Source organism: Novosphingobium sp. (genome assembly GCF_036733805.1).
Lineage (GTDB): Bacteria > Pseudomonadota > Alphaproteobacteria > Sphingomonadales > Sphingomonadaceae > Novosphingobium.
In genome coordinates this window covers 1-20,250 of the sequence record NZ_DAIMZT010000030.1, presented here as the reverse complement: position 1 = coordinate 20,250, position 20,250 = coordinate 1, and the positions used below count along the sequence as shown (strand labels likewise).

General features: G+C 64.2%; 24 protein-coding genes. 19 read left to right on the top strand and 5 right to left on the bottom strand.

The window, feature by feature from the left end; translation table 11 throughout:
• The first annotated feature begins 136 nt into the window (after positions 1-136).
• From V7D69_RS08950 to V7D69_RS08915, 8 genes are all read left to right on the top strand, one after another.
• Positions 137-547, top strand: coding sequence for an SUF system Fe-S cluster assembly regulator (locus tag V7D69_RS08950; RefSeq protein WP_324064067.1), 411 nt, complete (start codon positions 137-139; stop codon positions 545-547).
• Positions 544-2,058, top strand: coding sequence for a Fe-S cluster assembly protein SufB (gene sufB / locus V7D69_RS08945; protein ID WP_324064066.1), 1,515 nt, complete (start codon positions 544-546; stop codon positions 2,056-2,058). The genes V7D69_RS08950 and sufB overlap by 4 nt, the downstream gene beginning before the upstream one ends.
• 85 nt (positions 2,059-2,143) lie before the next feature.
• Positions 2,144-2,623 carry an endonuclease domain-containing protein gene (locus V7D69_RS08940; protein ID WP_324064065.1) on the top strand — a complete coding sequence of 160 codons (480 nt, stop codon included), beginning with the start codon at positions 2,144-2,146 and terminating at the stop codon, positions 2,621-2,623.
• A 2-nt stretch (positions 2,624-2,625) separates the two neighbouring features.
• Entirely contained in the window at positions 2,626-3,369 is a 744-nt protein-coding gene (gene sufC, locus V7D69_RS08935) for a Fe-S cluster assembly ATPase SufC (RefSeq protein WP_324064064.1), read from the top strand.
• A 12-nt stretch (positions 3,370-3,381) separates the two neighbouring features.
• A complete protein-coding gene (locus tag V7D69_RS08930; protein WP_324064063.1) occupies positions 3,382-4,119 on the top strand; it encodes a SufD family Fe-S cluster assembly protein in 738 nt (245 codons plus the stop codon).
• Positions 4,116-5,360, top strand: a complete 1,245-nt coding sequence (locus V7D69_RS08925) for an aminotransferase class V-fold PLP-dependent enzyme (protein WP_414691007.1) — start codon at positions 4,116-4,118, stop codon at positions 5,358-5,360. The genes V7D69_RS08930 and V7D69_RS08925 overlap by 4 nt, the downstream gene beginning before the upstream one ends.
• The gene (locus tag V7D69_RS08920) at positions 5,357-5,854 is read left to right on the top strand and encodes an SUF system Fe-S cluster assembly protein (protein WP_324064062.1); all 498 of its coding nucleotides are present in this window, start codon (positions 5,357-5,359) and stop codon (positions 5,852-5,854) included. Before V7D69_RS08925 ends, V7D69_RS08920 begins: the two co-directional genes overlap by 4 nt.
• Before the next feature lie 57 nt (positions 5,855-5,911).
• Positions 5,912-6,277, top strand: coding sequence for a HesB/IscA family protein (locus tag V7D69_RS08915; RefSeq protein ID WP_324064061.1), 366 nt, complete (start codon positions 5,912-5,914; stop codon positions 6,275-6,277).
• Between the two features lie 264 nt (positions 6,278-6,541).
• Here the strand turns inward: V7D69_RS08915 and V7D69_RS08910 are convergent, their stop codons facing one another.
• Both V7D69_RS08910 and V7D69_RS08905 read right to left on the bottom strand, forming a co-directional pair.
• Positions 6,542-6,961, bottom strand: a complete 420-nt coding sequence (locus tag V7D69_RS08910) for a bactofilin family protein (protein WP_324064070.1) — start codon at positions 6,959-6,961, stop codon at positions 6,542-6,544.
• A gap of 1 nt (position 6,962) precedes the next feature.
• Complete coding sequence (locus tag V7D69_RS08905) at positions 6,963-8,030, bottom strand: M23 family metallopeptidase (RefSeq protein ID WP_333605613.1); 1,068 nt, start codon at positions 8,028-8,030, stop codon at positions 6,963-6,965.
• Between the two features lie 378 nt (positions 8,031-8,408).
• On the opposite strand from V7D69_RS08905, the gene V7D69_RS08900 reads away from it, so the two are divergent.
• The 9 genes from V7D69_RS08900 (at position 8,409) to V7D69_RS08860 (ending at position 15,964) form a co-directional block, all read left to right on the top strand.
• Complete coding sequence (locus tag V7D69_RS08900; protein ID WP_333605605.1) at positions 8,409-9,710, top strand: glutamate-5-semialdehyde dehydrogenase; 1,302 nt, start codon at positions 8,409-8,411, stop codon at positions 9,708-9,710.
• A gap of 17 nt (positions 9,711-9,727) precedes the next feature.
• Positions 9,728-10,405, top strand: a complete 678-nt coding sequence (locus V7D69_RS08895) for a nicotinate-nucleotide adenylyltransferase (protein ID WP_414691006.1) — start codon at positions 9,728-9,730, stop codon at positions 10,403-10,405.
• A gap of 107 nt (positions 10,406-10,512) precedes the next feature.
• The gene (gene rsfS, locus V7D69_RS08890; protein WP_414691005.1) at positions 10,513-10,911 is read left to right on the top strand and encodes a ribosome silencing factor; all 399 of its coding nucleotides are present in this window, start codon (positions 10,513-10,515) and stop codon (positions 10,909-10,911) included.
• A gap of 95 nt (positions 10,912-11,006) precedes the next feature.
• Complete coding sequence (locus V7D69_RS08885) at positions 11,007-11,432, top strand: 23S rRNA (pseudouridine(1915)-N(3))-methyltransferase RlmH (RefSeq protein ID WP_324064058.1); 426 nt, start codon at positions 11,007-11,009, stop codon at positions 11,430-11,432.
• A 79-nt stretch (positions 11,433-11,511) separates the two neighbouring features.
• Positions 11,512-12,747 carry a murein hydrolase activator EnvC family protein gene (locus tag V7D69_RS08880; protein WP_324064057.1) on the top strand — a complete coding sequence of 412 codons (1,236 nt, stop codon included), beginning with the start codon at positions 11,512-11,514 and terminating at the stop codon, positions 12,745-12,747.
• Positions 12,748-12,861: 114 nt separating this feature from the next.
• Positions 12,862-14,217 carry a S41 family peptidase gene (locus V7D69_RS08875; RefSeq protein ID WP_324064056.1) on the top strand — a complete coding sequence of 452 codons (1,356 nt, stop codon included), beginning with the start codon at positions 12,862-12,864 and terminating at the stop codon, positions 14,215-14,217.
• Positions 14,218-14,236: 19 nt separating this feature from the next.
• Positions 14,237-14,725, top strand: a complete 489-nt coding sequence (locus V7D69_RS08870; RefSeq protein ID WP_324064055.1) for a disulfide bond formation protein B — start codon at positions 14,237-14,239, stop codon at positions 14,723-14,725.
• The gene (locus V7D69_RS08865; protein WP_333605604.1) at positions 14,722-15,237 is read left to right on the top strand and encodes a demethoxyubiquinone hydroxylase family protein; all 516 of its coding nucleotides are present in this window, start codon (positions 14,722-14,724) and stop codon (positions 15,235-15,237) included. Before V7D69_RS08870 ends, V7D69_RS08865 begins: the two co-directional genes overlap by 4 nt.
• A gap of 133 nt (positions 15,238-15,370) precedes the next feature.
• Positions 15,371-15,964, top strand: a complete 594-nt coding sequence (locus tag V7D69_RS08860) for a hypothetical protein (RefSeq protein ID WP_333605603.1) — start codon at positions 15,371-15,373, stop codon at positions 15,962-15,964.
• 110 nt (positions 15,965-16,074) lie between these two features.
• On the opposite strand, the gene fabI is transcribed toward V7D69_RS08860, so the two are convergent.
• The 3 genes from fabI to V7D69_RS08845 form a co-directional block, all read right to left on the bottom strand.
• Entirely contained in the window at positions 16,075-16,878 is an 804-nt protein-coding gene (fabI, locus tag V7D69_RS08855; RefSeq protein ID WP_324060733.1) for an enoyl-ACP reductase FabI, read from the bottom strand.
• On the bottom strand, positions 16,875-17,891 hold the full coding sequence (locus tag V7D69_RS08850) for a YihY/virulence factor BrkB family protein (protein WP_333605602.1): 1,017 nt from the start codon (positions 17,889-17,891) through the stop codon (positions 16,875-16,877). Before V7D69_RS08850 ends, fabI begins: the two co-directional genes overlap by 4 nt.
• Positions 17,892-17,978: 87 nt before the next feature.
• A complete protein-coding gene (locus V7D69_RS08845; RefSeq protein ID WP_324060735.1) occupies positions 17,979-18,911 on the bottom strand; it encodes a DnaJ C-terminal domain-containing protein in 933 nt (310 codons plus the stop codon).
• Between the two features lie 226 nt (positions 18,912-19,137).
• On the opposite strand from V7D69_RS08845, the gene pdxH reads away from it, so the two are divergent.
• Both pdxH and V7D69_RS08835 read left to right on the top strand, forming a co-directional pair.
• Entirely contained in the window at positions 19,138-19,755 is a 618-nt protein-coding gene (pdxH, locus tag V7D69_RS08840; RefSeq protein ID WP_324060736.1) for a pyridoxamine 5'-phosphate oxidase, read from the top strand.
• The coding region (locus tag V7D69_RS08835; protein WP_333605601.1) for a cation diffusion facilitator family transporter at positions 19,752-20,250 on the top strand (499 nt) is incomplete at its 3' end. The genes pdxH and V7D69_RS08835, both read left to right, overlap by 4 nt.

Sequence of the window (20,250 nt, the reverse complement as noted above, 5' to 3'; positions counted from 1 at the left end):
GTCTTGTGAACGTTCTATGACGGCAGCGGTTCCTGAAAGCGGCGCGCAAACACCCATTGAAACCGGCGCAATGCTGCACTAGGTGAAATCGGAAGGAATCAATCCGATTTAACTCGCGGGTCCGGAAAGCATCTCTATGCGCCTGTCCAGTATGGCCGATTATGCCGTCGTCATCATGTCCGCCGCGGCGCGGCATTGCGGTGGCACGCGCGTGTCCGCGGGGCAACTCGCGGAGGAGACCGGGCTGCCCGCCCCCACAGTTCAGAAGCTGGTGAGCAAACTGACCGCCGCGGGTCTCATGCGCTCTTCGCGTGGCGTCGGCGGGGGCCTGAAGCTGGGACGCCCGCCCGCCGCCATCACGCTGGCCGATATCGTGGAGGCCGTGGAGGGCCCGATCGTGCTTACCGCCTGCCTTGATGAGACGAAGAATGATTGCACGCTGGAAGGGTGCTGCCACGTGCGCGCCCATTGGCCCGTAGTGAATGCCGCATTGCGCGGCGCCCTGGCGGGCGTCCCGCTGACTCAGCTGGCCGAGGACATTCGATGACAGAGGAAACCGCTTCCGCCCCCCCGGAATTGCAGGGTGGTGAGCCGGTGCGCGATGCAGCGGCACGCGCCGCTGCCGCACGGGTGGCCGAGTACGAACATGGTTGGGTTGCCGATATCGAGCAGGAGTTCGGACCCAAGGGCCTGTCCGAAGATACCGTCCGCTTCATCTCCGCCAAGAAGGAGGAACCGGAATGGATGCTCGAATGGCGGCTCAAAGCCTATCGCCGATGGTTGGAGATGACGCCGCCGGACTGGGCCAAGCTCTCCGTGCCGCCGATCGATTACCAGAACGCGTATTACTGGGCGGCGCCCAAGCAGAAGGATGGGCCGAAATCGCTCGACGAAGTCGATCCAGAGATCCTGCGCGTTTACGAGAAGCTGGGGATTCCGCTGGAAGAGCAGAAAGTGCTCGCCGGGGTTGAAGGCGCGCGCAAGGTGGCGGTCGACGCCGTGTTCGATTCGGTCAGCGTCGCTACCACCTTCCGCAAGGAGCTGGAGCAGGCCGGCGTGATCTTCCGGTCCATTTCGGAGGCGATTCGCGAATATCCCGAGCTGGTCAGAAAATGGCTGGGCAAAGTGGTGCCGCAGCACGATAATTACTTCGCGGCATTGAACTGCGCGGTTTTTTCGGACGGCACTTTCGTCTACGTGCCCGAGGGCGTGCGCTGCCCCATGGAGCTGTCCACCTATTTCCGCATCAATGCCGAGAATACCGGCCAGTTCGAACGCACGCTGATTGTGGCCGACAAGGGCGCTTACGTTTCCTATCTGGAAGGCTGCACCGCGCCGCAGCGGGACGAGAACCAGCTTCACGCCGCCGTCGTTGAGCTGGTCGCGCTGGAAGATGCGGAGATCAAATATTCCACCGTGCAGAACTGGTATCCCGGCGATGCGCAAGGGAAGGGCGGGATCTACAATTTCGTCACCAAGCGCGGGCTGTGCCAGGGCGCCCGCAGCAAGATTTCGTGGACACAGGTTGAGACCGGCTCCGCCATCACCTGGAAATATCCAAGCTGTGTGCTGAACGGAGAGGATTCGGTGGGCGAGTTCTACTCGGTCGCCGTCACAAACAACTACCAGCAGGCCGATACCGGCACCAAGATGATCCATAACGGGCGCGGCAGCCGCTCGACGATCATCTCCAAAGGGATCAGCGCAGGCAGGAGCAGCAACACATATCGCGGCCTGGTGCGCGTGGCGCCCGGCGCGGACGGCGTGCGCAATTTCACTCAGTGCGATTCGCTCCTGCTCGGCAAGGAATGCGGCGCGCATACCGTACCTTACATCGAGGTGAAGAACCCCACTGCCCAGATCGAGCATGAGGCAACGACCAGCAAGATCAGCGACGACCAGCTTTTTTATGCGATGCAGAGGGGGTTGGATCAGGAGCAGGCGGTGGCGCTGATCGTCAACGGCTTCGCGAAAGAGGTGCTGCAGCAGTTGCCCATGGAATTTGCGGTTGAGGCGCAAAAGCTGCTGGGGATTTCGCTTGAGGGGAGCGTAGGGTGATCGCCGAAACGTTCCGCCGGGCCGCGTACTTCCACCCCTCCCCTGAATGGCAGGGGCTCAAGAACGACATCGAAGGACTTCTCCTATGACCGCCGCTCGCAAGACCCTCGGCATCAGCCGCACGGTTGAGCCCAAGGCCGACGCCCGCGCGGGCTTTGCCGCAACCGGCGCGCGCCTTGAACGCCTTAAGGAGCGCGCTCGCGAGCAGCGGCGCCATCCTACCGATGCGCAAAAGGCGCTATGGGCCGAGCTTTCCGGTTCCAAGCTGGGCGGCGTCAAGTTCACTCGCCAGGCGGTGGTGGGATCCTCGGTGGTCGATTTCGCCTGCCCCTCGCGCTGGATCGTCGTTTCGCTTTCGGGGGAGAGCGCCAATCCCGAAGTCGATACCCTGCAGGACAGGAAGCTGAAAGAGGTGGGCATTCGCGTGTTGCGCTTCAGTGAGGCTGAGGTGTTTGCGGACGTCGAGGCGGTGGTGAGAACCATCAACGCCGAAGTGAACAAGCCGTTCGACAGGCGTGCGGTGCGTACCCAGCTCGCTCCCCACATGGAGAGCGCCGAAGGATGACAATGCTCAAGATCGATAACCTTCAGGCCACCGTGGCCGACAAGCCCATCCTCAAGGGCCTTTCACTCGCCATCAATCCGGGCGAGATCCACGCGATCATGGGCCCGAATGGCGCGGGCAAGTCGACGCTCGGCTATACGCTCGGGGGCCGCCCCGGTTATGAAGTGACCGGCGGCTCCGTCACGTTCGAGGGGCAGGATCTGCTCGAAATGGAACCCTATGAGCGCGCGGCCGCCGGCCTGTTCCTCGGCTTCCAGTATCCGGTCGAGATCCCCGGCGTTTCCTTCGTCCAGTTCCTGCGCGAAGCCGCCAATGCCCAGCGCAAGGGGCGAGGGGAAGAACCGCTTTCCGGCGGCGAGTTCCTCAAGCTCGCGCGCGAGAAGGCCGGACTGCTGCGGATGGACATGGACATGCTCAAGCGCCCGGTGAACGTCGGCTTTTCGGGCGGCGAGAAAAAGCGCGCCGAGATGGTGCAGATGGGCATCCTCGATCCCAGGCTGGCGATTCTGGACGAGACCGATTCCGGCCTTGATATCGACGCGCTGCGCATCGTGGGAGAGGGGATCAATGCGATCATGCGCCGGCCTGACAAGGCGGTGCTGCTCATCACGCATTACCAACGTCTGTTGGACTACGTGAAGCCGGACTTCGTTCACGTGCTGGCCGGCGGCCGTATCGTCAAGTCCGGCGGGCCGGAACTGGCGCTGGAGCTGGAAGAGCAGGGCTACGAGGCGGTGGTGGTGTGACGGGCAAATGACATGAACGCCGAACTCACATTCCCTACCCGCAAGAACGAGGATTTCCGCTATTCGGACCTCGAAGGTCTGGCGGCGGTCTGGCCTATCGCGCACGAGGACATCGTATTGCAAGACGGTGAGGAGCGGGCGCTCCAGATCGTCGAAGATGCCGCCGGCCCGGTTGCGCGGCTCCTGTGTGTAACGCTCGGTGCAAATGCCCGTTTTGACTTGCGCGTGCTTGCGGGGGGTCCGGTTTACGGACGTGTCGAGATCAGCGTGCTCCTCGCCGAGGGCGCGGAGTTCACGCTGGGCGCCGCGCAGCTTGCCACGGGTGCGGAGACGCTGGAGATCGTCACCGAAGTCACGCACGCCGGGGGCAACGCCACATCGCACCAGATCGTGCGCTCCGTCCTTGCCGGCCACGCCACCGGCACCTATCTTGGGCGTATCGCCGTGGCGCGCGGGGCGGATGGCACGGACGCCGAGCAGTCCGTGCGCGCGATGCTGCTGGATCGCACAGCGACCGCCAACGCGCGGCCCGAGTTGGAAATTTACGCCGATGACGTCAAGGCGGCGCATGGCTGCGCGGTAGGCGAGCTGGACGCCATGGGCCTGTTCTACCTGATGTCGCGCGGCCTGCCTCCGGCCGAGGCCAAGCGGCTGATGCTGCAGGCATTTATCGCGGAAGCTTTCACCGGCGCGCCGGGCCAGGAGCAACTTTGCGAAACAGCGCTGAGGCGGCTGGAGCAGATCTTATGACCGGCAGCACGCCTTCCTCCGTCGATATGAACGAGGCTCTTCTATTGAAGGCGCAATTTCCGGGCCTTGCGGGTGGCTGGCACTATCTCGATACCGCAGCCACCGCGCAGAAGCCGCAGGCGGTGATCGATGCCACCATCAATGCCATGGGCCGCGATTACGCGACGGTGCATCGCGGCGTCTATGCCCGCTCGGCCGAAATGACGCTGGCGTTCGAGGCGGCGCGGCGGCGAACCGCAGCGTTCCTGAACGGTCGCGAGGATGAAGTGATCTTCACGCGTGGCGCCACGGAATCGATCAACCTGGTGGCCAATACCTGGGGCGTGGACAACCTGAAGGCAGGGGACCGGGTTCTGCTCTCCACCTTGGAGCACCATTCCAATATCGTGCCCTGGCAGCTCCTGCGCGAGCGGACCGGAGTGCAGATCGATGTCTGCCCTCTGACCGAAGACGGCCGGATCGATCTTGATGCCGCTGCCCGTATCCTGACCCCGGCGCACAAGCTGGTGGCTTTTGCGCATGTTTCCAATGTGCTCGGCTCAGTGCTCGATGTTCGCCGCGCGGCCGATCTGGCGCATGCCGTGGGCGCCATGCTGCTGATCGACGGCTGCCAGGCCGCACCCCGCATCGCGCTAGACATGATCGCCCTCGATTGCGACTTCTACGTTTTCTCCGCGCACAAGCTTTACGGCCCTACCGGAATCGGCGTGCTCTGGGCCAGGAAGCCCATTCTTGACGCCATGCCGCCCTGGCACGGCGGCGGCTCGATGATTGATCGCGTCACGTTCGAGAAGACCACTTTCGCTCCACCGCCGCAGCGTTTTGAGGCAGGGACGCCGATGATCGTCGAGGCCATCGGCATGGCGGCCGCGATCGACTGGCTTTGTGCGGTGGGCCTGAGCCGGGCCGAGCAGCATGAACGGGATCTGGCTTCACGGCTGCGCGCCGAGCTGCGCAGGCGCAATGACGTGACCTTGTTCGGACCGGAGGATTCAGCCGGCATCGTCAGTTTTGCGCTCGACGGGGTTCACCCGCACGATCTTGGCACCATATTGGACGAAGAGGGCTCCGACGGGACGAGGATCGCGATCCGCGCCGGCCATCACTGCGCGCAGCCGCTGATGGACCATCTCGGCGTTCCCGCCACTGCCCGTGCCAGCTTCGGGCTCTACAATGACGAAAGCGATATCGAGGCGCTCTTGAAAGGAATCGAGCGCACCAGGAGAATCTTCGGCCAATGATTGACCAGACTCACGATGAGAAGCCGACTTTCACCGTCGAGGAAGTGAGCGCTGCCCCGCCGCCATCGCGTGCGCGGGTCGATGATGCGGAACTTCCCGAGTCGGCCGCCGAAAAGCTGGAGCGCAAGCGCGATTACCTCGAAGGTTTCCTAGCCGAAAAGCCGCAGGGCGAAAATCCCGGCGAGCCAGGGGGGGCGATTTATGACGGCGTGATCGCCGCGCTTAAGGAGATTTATGATCCGGAAATTCCGGTGAACATCTATGACCTCGGCCTGATCTATGGAGTGGAGGTTTCGCCCGAAGCCTCGGTCATGGTGACGATGACGTTGACGACGCCGCATTGCCCCGTGGCGGAATCGATGCCGGGCGAGGTCGAACTGCGCGTCGGCGCGGTGCCGGGCGTGCGCGACTGCGAGGTTGCGCTTGTCTGGGATCCGCCGTGGGACATGGCCAAGATGTCCGAAGAGGCGAAGCTGGAACTGGGAATGCTGTGAGCGAGGCCGGTTTTCTCGACCTTGCGATCGCGCGCCGTTTCGGCAGAAGAGGCTGACATGACTGACACCAAGACCCGTCCCGCCCGCCCGCGTCCCGCCGCGGTCCTGCTTACGCCCGGCGCGCAGGCGCGGATCGCCCGGCTGATGAGCCAGGCCCCGGAAGGCGCCATCGGCGTCAAGCTCTCCACCCCGCGCCGGGGCTGCTCGGGTCTTGCCTATTCGGTCGACTACGTGACTGAAGAAGCGCCTTTCGACGAGAAGATCGAGACGCCGGGCGGCACGTTCTACATCGATGGCGCCTCAGTGCTTTATCTCGTCGGCAGCACGATGGACTGGAAGGAAGATGACTTCACGGCCGGCTTCGTGTTTGAAAATCCGAACGCGAAGGGCAGCTGCGGATGCGGGGAAAGCTTTACGGTTTGAGTAATGAGCCTTGAACTCAAACTCAGGCGTAATAAGAGCAACGGGTTCTTCGATAAGAGGCCCTTGACGTCGCCTAAAAGAGCTTTGAACTGCGCGAGGCGATCATGAGATTGGCAACTGAGGTGTTTTGCCCCCAGTGAACGAGACCGTAAAGCCGCGTCTAATAAGCTTGGCAACCGCCAAGAATTGAGCTGTCCATTGTGTCTGTTACGCTTTGGCGGCGCCGCCAATTCGGGCATTTCTCAACGCAGGGCAATTCCACCTTCATTCCGCCGCCGAAGCAACGAGCCCGGCCTCATCGGCCCGAGGCATATGCGCGATGGCTGGCGGGGTCTGACCGCCGCTGGGGCTGAGCCGGCCTTCCAGGCGGGCGCCTTGCTCGATCGTCAATGTGTCGTAAGCGACATCGCCCTCGATACGGGCGGTCTTGAGGATCACCACTTCGCGCGCGGCAATCGCTCCGCGCACCAGCCCCGCGATGCGCACCGATTCAGCGCGCACGGCGCCAGTGATGGCGCTGCCTTCGCCTTGGACCAGTGCATTGCAGGCGATGTCCCCTTCGACGCGACCATCGACGTGGAGGTCGGCGCTCGCCTCGATATTGCCGGTGACCAGGGTGTCGGCGCCGAGCATCGAAAAGGTGGAGCCGGCGGCGGGGCGGGAAGAGGTGAAGGGCTTGGCCATGTTACCGGGTTTCTTGTTGAACATTGCGGGCGGCTTCGAGGAAGGGTCGAGGATTGACCGGCTGGCCGTTGACTCGCACTTCGAAATGCAGGTGTGATCCGGTGGAGCGGCCGGTGCTGCCCATCGCGCCGATTACCGTGCCGGGACCGACCTTTTCGCCCACATGCGCCCGGAAACCGGAGAGGTGGCCATAGCGGGTCATCAGGCCGTTGCCATGATCGATTTCTATGCAATTGCCATAGCCCTGACGCTGGCCCACGAAGCTGACCATGCCTTTGGCGGCGGCATAGATTGGCGAGCCCATCGGGCCGGGAAAATCGAGCCCGGCGTGGAAGGCGGCGGCGCCCGTGAAGGGGTCGGAGCGGTAGCCGTAGCTTGAAGAGACGTACGCGACGTGCGCCGGGCTTACCTGCGGGATGGAGGCCAGGCCGTTCTCCAGGGCATCCATGCGCGCCAGGCTGGCGCCCATGCGCCGAAAGCGCGGATCCAGGCTGCCGTCGGCCGAGGTGGCAAGCTTCATCAGCGGACCACCCTCTGCAGCGCGCGAGCGGGAGATCATGGCGCTGGGATTGAGCCCCAGCTTGCGCATCGCCTCGCTCGCGGCGGCGGACTTGCGATCGGCAAAGCGCGTCAACCGTTCCACGAAAGCGAGCTGTTCCGCTTCGATCCGGGCGAGGCCACGGGCTTCGGGGAGGGCGGCGCTTACTTTCTTCACGGTTGCGGCAGCTTCGCCGTTGCTGTCGGAAACGGTTTCGCCCGCTTGCTTATCATGGGGCAGATCGCCAATATGGGCCTGCACCATCTGTTCGATGAAGTGCTGGCGGCGGTCGAGGTCGGCGGTCGTTTCGTTGATGTGATCGCGATATGCCTGAACCCGGCTTTCGGACTTGGCGACGGCGGCCTCTCGGTTCAACAGGGCCGCGTATTCGTGGCCGGCAGACAGGCGTGAAACGGCCATAGCGCCCAGGGTCCCCAGCCAGGCAGCGAGCAGGACCATCGCGGCTCCGGCCAGGGCCATCTGCGCGCGCGCTGAGATGCGGATGAAACGAACCCGTCCCTGCGACCGCATGATGAACTCGCGATCGGGAAACGCGGCCCTGAGGCGCGCAAGAAACGCCCCGGCTGGTATGGATTTCAAAACGACCCCGCTGGAATTCTGCAATCTTGTCCCGGCAGGGCGGCTAGCAGGGGCGGGCAACGAAGGCGAATCGACTTAACGCTGAGACCTGCGGAATCGGGGTGAGTCGCTCCTAACTCGCGATGAACCGAAGGAACTTTGCAAATTTCGGGACGAACTGAGGGCGAATCGATGTCAAATGAAAAAAGTTAGATAACGATTCGGGATGCGACTTTGCGTCAAGGCGTTGCACATTCGTCACATTCAAGGGCGCGCATCGCCCGGTTACAAGTCGGTGACAATGCAGCGGCGGGGTGCTAGTCCGCGCTCATGAACCCGCAGATTTCCCCGAAGGTCCAATCGGAGCAGCAAGTCTCGGCCGAGACGCCTGAAGAACTGGTTGCGCGTCTCGCCTGGGAAGGACGCGCGGCCCAGCGCGTGCTTGCCCGCTTGAGCGACGCTCGCAAGGCTGAGGCATTGCGGGCCGCCGCCAGCGCGCTGCGCAAGGCGGAAGCGGAAATCCTCGATGCCAACGTGCGCGATATCGCCGCGGGGGAAGCCAAGGGGCTGACCGGGGCCATGCTCGATCGCCTGCGCCTTGATGCGCAGCGTCTGGCCGGCATTGCGGACGCGGTGGATCAGGTGGCGAGCCTGCCCGATCCGGTCGGGCAAGTGATGGACACCGCTCAGCGTCCGAACGGGCTGGCGCTCAGCCGCGTGCGCATTCCCATCGGGCTGATCGGCATCATTTACGAAAGCCGCCCGAACGTGACCGCGGACGCGGCCGCGCTGTGCCTGCGTTCCGGCAATGCAGTGCTGCTGCGCGGCGGCAGTGAGGCGCTCCATTCAAACCGGGCGATCCAGGCGGCCATGGTGAAAGGGCTGGAAAGCGTCGGCCTCCCGGCGGCGGCGATTCAGCTCGTGCCGACGCAGGACCGCGCGGTGGTCGGCGCCATGCTGACGGCGGCGGGCCTGATCGACATGATCGTGCCGCGCGGGGGCAAAAGCCTGGTCGCCCGCGTTCAGGCGGATGCCCGCGTGCCGGTGCTCGCCCACCTGGACGGCATTTGCCACACATATGTTCACGCCGCGGCCGATCCGGAAATGGCGCGGCGCGTGACCCTCAATGCCAAGATGCGCCGCACCGGCATTTGCGGGGCGATGGAGACGCTGCTGCTGGACACGCAGTTCCCGCAAAGCGCATCGGTGATCGCCGGGCTGCTCGAGGCCGGCTGCGAATTGCGCGGCGATGCCCGCGCCCAAGCGCTTGATCCGCGCGTCCTGCCCGCCAGTGACGAGGATTGGGACACCGAATACCTTGACGCGGTGCTTTCCGTCGCCGTGGTAGATGGGCTTGACGCTGCGCTAGATCATGTTGCCCGGCATTCCTCGCACCACACCGATGCGATCGTCACGGCCGATGACGCGGCGGCTGAGCGGTTTCTGGCCGAAGTGGACAGCGCCATTGTGATGGTCAATGCCTCCAGCCAGTTCGCCGATGGCGGCGAGTTCGGCCTGGGGGCCGAGATCGGCATCGCCACCGGCCGCCTTCACGCGCGGGGCCCCGTCGCGCTGGAAGGGTTGACCACGTATAAGTGGGTGGTGCGCGGCAGCGGTCAGACGCGGCCCTGAAAGCGGCAGGCAATCGGATGATGGCGCGGCGGCGATGCGGCCCCGTTACGGGGCTGCTGGGGGGCAGTTTCAACCCGGCCCACGGCGGACACCGGCGCATATCGCTCCTGGCGATGGAGGCGTTGGCGCTTGACGAGGTGTGGTGGCTGGTGTCGCCAGGCAATCCGTTGAAACCAATCGACGGCATGGCGCCGCTGGCCGCGCGCGCCATTTCCGCCGGCAGAGAAGCGAAGCGGGCGCGCATTCGCGTCACTGCCATCGAGCGTGAACTGGGCACGCGCTACACCGTCGATACGCTGGGCGCGCTGCTGCGGCGCTATCCGAAGCGGCGCTTCGTATGGCTCATGGGGGCGGACAATCTTGCCCAATTCCACAAGTGGAACAATTGGCGCGCCATAGCGAAATTGATGCCGATTGCGGTGATCGCGCGTCCGGGGTATGATGCCCTCGCCTTCGCGAGCCCCGCGATGGCCTGGTTGAGGAAATTCCGGCGGCCTCTATCCAGTCTTCGCGGTCCGGAACGGTGGAGCGCGCCAGCGCTTGTGACATTGCGATTTGACCCTGATACGCGGTCGGCCACGGCATTGCGCCGCGCCGATCCGGACTGGGCCCGGAAGCACGGAGCGTTGTTCCAGCGCTCCATTTCCTGCCGGGACGCCGTCACGCACCGCCTCATCCCAGGTTCGGCAGCATGACCGGCCTTTCGGCCCTGCACGTCCTGGCAATCCGGCATATGATTGAACGCGGCGCGATGATCCCCATCTTGCTGGCGCGATCCCTGAAAGGAGCAGATACTCACTAGATGCCACAGGCACAGATACAGCCGGTTGCGACCGGCAACCCGCCCCCGGCGATGGTCGAAAGCGACGACCCGCTCTTGTCCCTTATCCTACGGTCCCTCGATGATGACCAGGCGCAGGACATCGCGACGATCGACCTTCAAGGCAAATCCAGCATTGCGGATTACATGGTGATCGCCTCGGGTCGTTCGACCCGCCAGGTGGCCGCCATGGCGCAGAAACTTGGCGAGCGGCTGAAAGACGGCGGCTTTGGCCATCCTCGGCTTGAAGGGTTGCCGGCTGCCGATTGGGTGCTCGTCGATGCAGGCGGCGTGATCGTTCATTTGTTCCGCCCCGAAGTGCGCAGCTTCTACAACCTGGAAAGGATGTGGGGCTTCGACGGACCGTCCGGCGCCGCCTGACAGCGACGGCGAGAGGATAGCCCGGCCGCGCGTGGCCAGGCGCCAGGAAAGGAAAACCGCGCGACCGGCGCACCGGCGGTCTGCGTGTCCAACAGATGCTGCTCCACATCATCGCCCGCGGCAAGATCGCCCGCTCCCCGGAAGCGGAGCTGATGGAGCGCTATGCCCGGCGCATCACCTGGCCTTTCAAGCATACCGAATTGCCCGATATCGGCGGCCGCGTGCCGCCGTCCGCGCAGACGCCATTTCGTGACGTCCTGCTGGATGAGCGCGGTAAGGCGATGTCGAGCGAGGAGTTCGCCGCGCTGCTTGGCCGCTGGCGCGATGAGGGCGTGCGTGAATGCCGTTTCCTGATCGGCGCGGCTGACGGCCACGGCGATGAGGCGCGTGCCCAGGCCGACCATTTGCTCAGTTTCGGGCGCATGACCTGGCCCCACCTGCTGGCGCGCGCCATGCTGGCGGAGCAACTCTGGCGCGCGACCGCGATCCTGGCGGGGCATCCGTATCACCGGGCGGGGTGATGCTTCAGAATGTGCGAAGGGTCCCGCGCAGGCGGAGACGATTCCCATTTCTCACATTTCGATTTAATGAAACGGGGTTGTGAACCACTCCAGTCGCCTCATTCTGATCGCTGCTGCCGGCGTCCTGGCCGCGCTCTCGACAGCGGCGCTCACGCAACAAGGTGCATTCGCCGTTCTCGATCCCACGGCAAGCGCTACACGCGCGCAGGAAGATATGCTGGCTGCCCGCCGCGATGGTGAGATGGCGCGGCGCCGGGCGGAGGCGCTCGAAGCCAGGGCGCGGATGGTGACGGCGCAGGCGGACAAGACGGCTCAGGACGCGGCAGCAGTTGCCGCGCGGATTCAGGAGACCGAAGCGTCGATCGCGGCGCAGCATGCCAGGATCGCGCTGATCGCTTCACAACGGGCCGCCCTGCGTGCGACGCTTGCCGAGCGGCAGGAGCCGCTGGCGCGGCTGACCGGATCATTGCAGCGCCTCTCCCGCCGGCCGCCGCTGTTCGCTCTGCTGCGCCCCGGCTCGGTGCGTGACGCGGTCTACTTGCGCGCCTTGCTCGACACCATGCTGCCCGAGGTCCAGGCGCGTACGGCCGATCTGCGCACCGAGATCGAACGGGGCCACGCGCTGGAGCGTCAGGCCCTGGCCGCCGCGGCGGATCTGGGCCGTGTGGAAGGTCAGATGCATGAGCGCCGCCGGCAGCTTGCGGCGATCGAATCGGGTCAGCGCCTTGCTGGTCGCGCGGCCGCGGGTTTCGCCGCGCGCGAGAGTGAGCGCGCGATCGCCCTTGCGGAGAAAGCGCGCGATCTTGGCGATCTGGTCGGGCAGATGGGGCAGCAAGGCATCTTGCGCGAACAGCTTGCAGCGCTGCCGGGGCCGATCATGCGCCCGCCGCGCCCGCAGGAGGCGCGCGTGATGGATGCATCGCAATTCACCCCGCCGCCGGAGGGGCTGCCCGGTTATATGCTTCCCGTTACCGGTCGGGTAATCACTGGCTTTCGCGAGGATGCGCAGGGGCAGGCCCGGTCCGACGGGCTGGTGCTGATGGCGCGGGGCAATGCGCAGATCGTGGCCCCGGCGCCCGGCCGCGTGGCTTTCGCCGGGCCCTATCGCGGCTATGGCCGCATCGTTATTATCGAACATCCGGACGGCTGGACTTCTCTGGTCACCGGCCTGGCGCGGCTGGACGCCGCGGTGGGCGACCAGGTGGTGGCGGGATCCCCGATCGGCATGGCGGGTCCGGGAACCCCCCATGTCATGGTCGAATTGCGCCGCAACGGCCAGCCGGTTAACCCCTTGCAGTATATCCGATCGCTATGACGCCTTTCCGGGCTGACAAGCTGTGAGGCTGGCGTTTGGCGCGAAGGCCCGGTAGGATCGGTTCCCAACCGTCCGGCCAGCGCCGGAAACGAATGACGAGAGGCATTTCGCCCGATGAAACTTGCTCCCCTGCTGCGCGCGACACTGCTGGTATCTGCCGTTGCCGTGCTTCCCGTTGCGACTTCGGGACTGGCGGCGGTCGATAGCCGCGCCAATCACGGTTTCGACAAGCTGTTCACCATTTACGAGTTGGTGAAGGAAAACTACGTCGATCCGGTCGATGACAACAAGTTGCTGAAAGGCGCGATCGACGGCATGCTGGCCAGCCTCGATCCGCATTCGAATTATCTCGACGGGCCTTCGCTGCAGCGGCTCGAAACGATGATCGACGGTAAGTATTCCGGTCTGGGCCTCTCCGTGGTGGAGGATGACGGGGCGGTGAAGGTGATCTCTCCGTTCAAGGGCAGTCCGGCGGAGAAGGCCGGGATCAAGGCCGGCGATTATATTACGCATCTGGATGGCGTGCTCTATTACGAGCGCGATCTGGATGAGGCGGTGGAGAAGATGCGCGGCCCGGCGGGCACGTCCATCCGTCTGACGATCTACCGCCCCGGCCGCGACGAGCCCTTCGACGTGACGGTCGCGCGCGGCGTGATCGAGCTTGAGCCGGTGACCTGGGAGCTGAAGGACAATGTGGGGGTCGTCAGCGTCAACGAGTTCTCTCGCGATGTCGGCAACGGCGTGAACAAGGCCATCGCCGACCTTAGGAAGCAGGCCACGCTGAAAGCGGTCAAGCTCGCCGGCCTTGTCCTGGATCTGCGATCAAATCCCGGCGGCTCGCTGGACGAAGCGGTGGCGCTATCGGACCTGTTCCTCGATCACGGCGATATCGTTTCGCAGCGCGGCCGCCTTGCCAGCGAGAACCAGTTCTATCGCGCCGAAACCATGTTCAAGGGCGACGTTGCGAAAGGGCTGCCGGTGATCGTGCTGGTCGACGCCGGTTCGGCCTCCGCTTCGGAAATCGTGGCCGGCGCGCTGCAGGATCAGCACCGCGCCGTCATCATGGGCGAGCGCACGTTCGGCAAGGGCTCGGTCCAATCGTTCATTCAGCTCGACAAGACCAGCGCGGTGAAGCTGACCACTGCGCGTTATTATACGCCCTCCGGTCACTCGGTTCAGGAAGGTGGAATCGTGCCGGACATCAAGGTGCCGCAGCTGTCCGACCCGGACGCTCGCGCCCGAGCCGAGCGGGCGGTGCGCGAATCCGACTTGCGTGGCCATTTGATTAACGAGGCGTCGCTGGACGACAAGGATCTGGAAAAAGACAAGATGGACGATCCACGCTTCAAGGTTTCGGCTGAGGATCTGAAGAAGCAGGGGATCACGGACTTCCAGCTTCATTACGCCATCAGCACGCTGGAGCGCACGGCCGGCAAGCCGATGCTCGCCGCCACGCAAGGCAGGAAGTGAGCGGCGGTACAACAACATCATGACCGTTCCCGTCGCTCCATCCCTGCGGGCTGCGCGCTGGCTTGCTTTGGCCCTGCCGCTGGCGGCGCTCGCCGGGGCTTATATCAGCCAGTACGGTTTCGGCCTGGTTCCTTGCGAGATGTGCTGGTGGCAGCGCTATCCGCATATGATCGCGCTGATTTTCGCCGTTCTCGCCTTCTTCTGGCGTCCGGTCCGTCCGCTGGTGGCAGTCGCGGCGCTGGGCATCCTTGCCTCCGGCCTGATCGGCGGGTTTCATGCAGGCGTCGAATATGGCTGGTGGAAAGGGCTGACCGCCTGCGCCGCCAGCCCGATCGCCGCCGGCGTCGATCCGCTCGACGCGATCCTGAAAGCACCGGTGGTGCGTTGCGATCAGGTGCAGTGGAGCCTGTTCGGGATTTCGCTGGCGGGCTGGAACTTTCTTTTTTCGATCGGCGGGGCGCTGGCGGTGTTCGCGCTGCTGACGCGTAGCGGAAAGGCAGGCAGATGATCTCTAGCCGTAGCGCGCGAATGCTGCGCGTCGACCAAGCGGGCGAATATGGCGCCACCCGGATTTATGCCGGTCAGATGGCGGTGATGGGTACGCGCGCGCCGCATGCGACCGAGGTGGCCGGAATGGCCGCGCAGGAAGAGGATCACCGGGCCCGCTTTGACGCCATGATGGCGGAGCGCGGCGTGCGCCCCACGCTGCTGCAGCCGCTGTGGTCTGTCGCCGGTTATGCGCTCGGCGCGGCTACCGCGCTGATCGGTCCCGAAGCCGCGATGGCCTGCACCGCTGCGATCGAGACGGAGATAGACCGCCATTATACCGAGCAGCTTGAAGAACTGGGCGATGAAGATCCGGAGCTTGCCGAGGCGATCCGCGAATTTCGCGACGAGGAGCGCGAGCACCGCGACGCCGCGCTGGCGGCGGGGGCGGAACGGGCGCCGGCCTTTCCGCTGCTGTTCGGTGCGATCCGCCTGGGCTGCCGCGCAGCGATCAAACTATCGGAACGAATCTGAACGCCCGTCCGTTCTTTGCCCACCCGTTCTTTGATCGTGAGCAAGGCGGGGATTTGCGCTTAAGCTACCGTTCAATGCCAGGCGCTCCTATATGACGCGCTGGAAACACGTTTCTCGACGATGGGAGCCCCTGATGCCTCGCTTCACCACCACTTTGGCCGTTACTGCTCTGGGCTTGACCATGTGGGCCATGCCCGCCTCCGCCGCGGATGAGCAGGCCGCCCCTGGGGGCGAGAAGGTCAATCAACTCATCGTCTATGGCAATGATCCCTGCCCGGCATCGAGCCAGGGGGAAATCACCGTTTGCGCGCGCAAACCGGAGGAAGAGCGTTATCGCATTCCCGAACCCTTGCGCGGAATCGATTCACCGAAAAGCGATGCCTGGACCAACAAGGTGCAGGCTTATGAAACGGTGGGCGCGTTCGGCACGCTGAGCTGTTCGCCCGTCGGCCCCGGCGGCTCGTTGGGCTGCACGCAGAAGCTCATCAATCAAGCTTATGCCGAAAAGAAGAACGGCAGCGACGTGAAGTTCAGCGAATTGATCGCCGCGGAACGTCAGAAGCGCCTTTCGACGATCGATGCGCAAGCCGCCACGGAGCAGAAGCGGGTCGAACAGGCTGAGCAGGCATATTTCGATCAGCAGAAGCGCCAGGAGGCGAAACAGAGCGCCACTGAGAATCAGAGCGGCGCTGCCACCACGCCTCCGTCGCCGCCGCCGTCGAAATAAAGGCGACACGGCGCAGCCTGCGTCCACGCAGCGTTAGACGCAGACCTCTGCCACCCCTCTCCCCTTCAGGAGAGAGGCTTGCGTGCCCGAGTTGCCGAGCCGTGCCTCAGCTATGCCAGGGCGATGTCGGGCGCGTCTTCCTGCTTCATGCCGACGGTGTGATAGCCGGCGTCGACGTGATGGGTTTCGCCAGTGACGCCCGAGGACAAGTCCGACAGGAAATAGAGGCCCGACCCGCCTACGTCTTCAATCGTGACGTTGCGGCGCAGTGGTGAATTGAGCTGGTTCCATTTGAGGATGTAATTGAAATCCCCGATCCCGCGCGCAGCCAGCGTCTGGATCGGACCGGCAGAAATCGCATTGACGCGCACGCCCGCCGGACCGCAATCGTTGGCGAGGTATTTGACCGAGGTTTCCAGCGCCGCCTTGGCCACGCCCATCACATTGTAATGCGGTACGACCTTTTCAGCGCCGTAATAAGTCAGGGTCACGATGGAGCCGCCGTCCGGCATCATCGCCATGGCCCTCTTGGTGACGGCGACGAGACTGTAAGCCGAGATGTTCATCGTCATCAGGAAGTTATCGAGCGTCGTGTCGTAGAAGTGCCCGCGCAGCTGGTTCTTGTCCGAAAACCCGATGGCGTGAACGACGAAATCGATCGTCGGCCAGCGATCGGCCAGTGTGGCGAAAGCAGTGTCCAGCGCCTCCATCGAAGAAACGTCGCAATCGATCAGAAAATCGCTGCCCAGGCTTTCGGCCAGCGGTCGCACGCGCTTTTCCAGGGCTTCGCCTTGGTAGGAAAAGGCCATTTCGGCCCCATGTTCGTGCAGCTTCCTGGCGATGCCCCAGGCCAGGGATTTGTCATTGGCGAGGCCCATGATGAGGCCGCGTTTACCCTGCATCAAACCGGTCATTCGTGTTCTTCCCGTGCGTTTGTAGTCTTGCGGCTGATAGCCTCGGTGGATCGTCCAAGCATGTCCCTTTCCTCGGGCGACACCGCGAGCGCCGCGTTGAGTTCGGCGCCCATCACCATCCCTAGTCCGACAAGCCAGAAAAAGAAAAGTGCGATCATCACCCCGGCCAGACTTCCGTAAGTGAGATCGTAAGTGAAGAAGTTGTGCAACACTTTGGGCAGCGCCAAGGCAGCCATCAGCCACCAGCCGGTAACCAGCGCCGCGCCCGGCCATTTGGGGCAGGCCCATTTCTGGTAAGGCGCCGGGGTAAGCAGATAGAACAGCAGGTAAATCGACCCGAACAGCGCCCCCGCGCTGATCGCGCTGGAGGTCGCCATCTGGTCCGAAAGGGTGTCCAGCCGGGGGAACAGCGCAAAGACGATCGCCTGCATCGCCGAAATCATCACTTGGGCCGAAAGCGAGACGAGCAGCAACAGCACCGAGCCGAAGATCAGCCCGGTCGAAAACAGGCGATGCCGCCAGAAGCGCCGTCCCTTGCTTACGCCATAAGCGCGATGCAGGATATCGCGGATGGTCTCGATCAGACTGGTTGCGGTCCAAGTGCCGAACAGACCGCCGATCCACAGAAGCCAGCCATGCCGGGCGGCCACCACATCATGGGCGACCGGCCCCAGCACTTCGGCCACGCGCGGCGGCATGGCTTGCAGCACCGCGTCGATCGCCGCACCCAGCCGCGCCTTTTCGCCGATCGCCGAGAGGATCGCGGTCAGTGCGATGAAGAAGGGGAAAAGCGCCAACAAGGTCATGTAGGCCAGGTTCCCGGCGTGAATAAACCCGTCCTTCCACGCGCCGTTCAGCACCCGCGTCAACACGATGAACAGCCGCGATCCCGGCCCGGCGCGGCGTTCGATCCTGTGGCGCAGGCCCTTGCGCTCCAGCAACGCATCGCGCCGGCGACCCTCGGGCGAGAGGTCGGGCGGATCGAGCGGGTCTATCGGCGGATCGACGGGCACCGCTCGGTCATAGGCAAATGGCGCCGCCGGTTCAATTTGGCTTGTGGATGAAACGGAGCTTCTACGGCCCGGGCGGGCAAGACAAACTCATCGGCCCAATTTGCTTCTTACGTCCCGCCCGTCGCTCCAGCCTTCCAGCCGCCGGGCCAGATCTTCATCGGTTTCCGGAAGCACGATCTCCAGCGAGATGAGCTGATCGCCGCGCGTTCCGTCCTTGCGGCTCATCCCCTTGCCTTTCAGGCGCAGCACTTTGCCGGAGGAAGCGCCCGGCGGCACCGTGAGCATAACCGCGCCCGAAGCGGTGGGGGCTTTGATCTTGGCCCCGCGCAGCGCTTCATCGAGAGTTATCGGCAGGTCCAGCCGTAAGTCATCACCGTCCTGCCTGAAGAACGGATGTGGCTGGATCTGGATGGTGATGAGCGCATCGCCGGGCCCACCCGGACCCACCTCTCCCCTGCCGGTAAGCCGCATCTGCGTGCCGTCCTCGACACCCGCCGGCAACTTGAGGTCAATCGTCTTGCCGTCCGAAAGGGTGATGCGCTGGTCCTTGCGCTCGGCAGCGTCCGTCAATGACACGGACAGGCGATAGCTCACGCTCGCGCCGCGGGGCGCCGCCCGACTGCGCGGGCCACCGCCGCCCATACCGCCGCGACCGGCGCCGCCGAAAATGCCCCCGAACAGGTCTTCGAGATCAATCCCTTCATTGCCGCCGAAACCGCCTGAGAAACCGCGCTGGCCGCCGCCTCCACCAAAACCGCCGAAGCCCGCGCCGCCCGCACCGAAGGGCATTGTCGGATTGCCTTCCGCATCGATTTCGCCGCGATCGTACTGCGCGCGCTTGGTCTTGTCGGACAGCAAGTCATAAGCACGGGTAACGTCGGAAAAGCGCTCCGCCGCCTTCACGTGATCCTTGTTGGTATCGGGATGGAGTTCCTTCGCCAGCTTGCGATAAGCCGATTTGATTTCCTTCTCGCTCGCGCCGCGAGGAACCCCCAGGGTGGAATAAGGATCTGCTGCCATGACGCTTAGCTAGGTGTCCGTGTTGATTACGGCAAGCTGCCTGTGCGAGTGTGCTTTCCTACATGGCGCGGGAAAGCTATCTCGTTGTCTATGCCGTTTCATCTGTTACCGAATTGTCCGCGATCAAGGCGCCATCCTCTCCCCCGGGGGAGAAGGGGGCTCCCGTTCCTTTCCCTCTGGACCGTGTCAACTGTGTCAACCGCGCCGTCTTGTGCAGGATTTCGCCATGGAAATTGAAGTCGCCCGTGAGGTCGTCCCGGCAGGCGATCCGTTCGAACTGTTCGATATCTGGTATGAAGAGGCGCGCGCCACCGAACCCAGCGATTCGAACGCGATGGCGCTGGCCACCGCCACGCCTGACGGGCATCCTTCGGCGCGAATGGTCCTGCTTAAGGGGCACGGGCCGCAAGGCTTCGTGTTTTACACCAATAACCACAGCCGCAAGGGGCAGGAAATCGCCGCCAATCCGCATGTGGCGCTGCTGTTTCACTGGAAGAGCCTGCGCCGCCAGATCCGCATTGAAGGCATGCTTCAGCCGGTGAGCGACGTGGAAGCAGATGCCTACTTCCATTCGCGCGCGCGCGATTCGCAACTCGGCGCGGTCGCTTCAGATCAATCCGCCCCGCTTGACAGCCGTGATACGTTTCTTGCCAGCTACGAGGCCGTGCGTGACCGTTTCGAAGGCCGCGAGGTGGAGCGGCCGGCGCACTGGGGCGGTTATCGCGTCGTTCCCTCCGCCATCGAATTTTGGCAGGATCGGCCTCATCGCCTGCATGAGCGCCGGCGGTTCGTACGCGATGAAGGGGCGGCGGGCGGCTGGACCAGCACGTTGCTTTACCCATGACCGAAACCGGGCATCTTAACCGCAGCGCCGCGCTTGCCAGCATCAGTGCGGCCACGCTGCTGCTGGCGATCAAGAGCTGGGCGGCGTGGTCCACCGGCTCGACGGCGATGCTCGGCAGTCTCGCTGATACGGCGCTTGACCTTGTCGCCAGCATGGCCACGCTGCTGGGTGTCTGGGTCGCGGCGCAGCCGGCGGACGACAAGCATCGCTTCGGCCATGGCAAGGCGGAAGCGATCGCGGCGCTGTTCCAGATCGTGCTGATATCGATCTCCGCGCTCGGCATCGCCAGCCGGGCCGTCAATCAGTTGCTGGCCGGCGGGCGGGTCGAAGCGGCGGCGGACGGGATCGGGGTCTCGCTGACGGCGATCGCGATAACTTTCGCGCTGCTCGCCTGGCAGCGCCACGTCATTCGCAGGACCGGCAGCCTGGCGATCAAGACCGACAATGTGCACTATCAGTCGGATCTGCTGCTCAACCTCGCGGTGATCGCCGCGC

Excerpts from the sequence above, each read along its gene's own strand:
- V7D69_RS08950 (WP_324064067.1), top strand. The coding sequence starts at position 137 with ATGCGCCTGTCCAGTATGGCCGATTATGCCGTCGTCATCATGTCCGCC.
- sufB (WP_324064066.1), top strand. The coding sequence starts at position 544 with ATGACAGAGGAAACCGCTTCCGCCCCCCCGGAATTGCAGGGTGGTGAG.
- V7D69_RS08940 (WP_324064065.1), top strand. The coding sequence starts at position 2,144 with ATGACCGCCGCTCGCAAGACCCTCGGCATCAGCCGCACGGTTGAGCCC.
- sufC (WP_324064064.1), top strand. The coding sequence starts at position 2,626 with ATGCTCAAGATCGATAACCTTCAGGCCACCGTGGCCGACAAGCCCATC.
- V7D69_RS08930 (WP_324064063.1), top strand. The coding sequence starts at position 3,382 with ATGAACGCCGAACTCACATTCCCTACCCGCAAGAACGAGGATTTCCGC.
- V7D69_RS08925 (WP_414691007.1), top strand. The coding sequence starts at position 4,116 with ATGACCGGCAGCACGCCTTCCTCCGTCGATATGAACGAGGCTCTTCTA.
- V7D69_RS08920 (WP_324064062.1), top strand. The coding sequence starts at position 5,357 with ATGATTGACCAGACTCACGATGAGAAGCCGACTTTCACCGTCGAGGAA.
- V7D69_RS08915 (WP_324064061.1), top strand. The coding sequence starts at position 5,912 with ATGACTGACACCAAGACCCGTCCCGCCCGCCCGCGTCCCGCCGCGGTC.
- V7D69_RS08910 (WP_324064070.1), bottom strand. The coding sequence starts at position 6,961 with ATGGCCAAGCCCTTCACCTCTTCCCGCCCCGCCGCCGGCTCCACCTTT.
- V7D69_RS08905 (WP_333605613.1), bottom strand. The coding sequence starts at position 8,030 with ATGCGGTCGCAGGGACGGGTTCGTTTCATCCGCATCTCAGCGCGCGCG.
- V7D69_RS08900 (WP_333605605.1), top strand. The coding sequence starts at position 8,409 with ATGAACCCGCAGATTTCCCCGAAGGTCCAATCGGAGCAGCAAGTCTCG.
- V7D69_RS08895 (WP_414691006.1), top strand. The coding sequence starts at position 9,728 with ATGATGGCGCGGCGGCGATGCGGCCCCGTTACGGGGCTGCTGGGGGGC.
- rsfS (WP_414691005.1), top strand. The coding sequence starts at position 10,513 with ATGCCACAGGCACAGATACAGCCGGTTGCGACCGGCAACCCGCCCCCG.
- V7D69_RS08885 (WP_324064058.1), top strand. The coding sequence starts at position 11,007 with ATGCTGCTCCACATCATCGCCCGCGGCAAGATCGCCCGCTCCCCGGAA.
- V7D69_RS08875 (WP_324064056.1), top strand. The coding sequence starts at position 12,862 with ATGAAACTTGCTCCCCTGCTGCGCGCGACACTGCTGGTATCTGCCGTT.
- V7D69_RS08870 (WP_324064055.1), top strand. The coding sequence starts at position 14,237 with ATGACCGTTCCCGTCGCTCCATCCCTGCGGGCTGCGCGCTGGCTTGCT.
- V7D69_RS08865 (WP_333605604.1), top strand. The coding sequence starts at position 14,722 with ATGATCTCTAGCCGTAGCGCGCGAATGCTGCGCGTCGACCAAGCGGGC.
- V7D69_RS08860 (WP_333605603.1), top strand. The coding sequence starts at position 15,371 with ATGCCTCGCTTCACCACCACTTTGGCCGTTACTGCTCTGGGCTTGACC.
- fabI (WP_324060733.1), bottom strand. The coding sequence starts at position 16,878 with ATGACCGGTTTGATGCAGGGTAAACGCGGCCTCATCATGGGCCTCGCC.
- V7D69_RS08845 (WP_324060735.1), bottom strand. The coding sequence starts at position 18,911 with ATGGCAGCAGATCCTTATTCCACCCTGGGGGTTCCTCGCGGCGCGAGC.
- pdxH (WP_324060736.1), top strand. The coding sequence starts at position 19,138 with ATGGAAATTGAAGTCGCCCGTGAGGTCGTCCCGGCAGGCGATCCGTTC.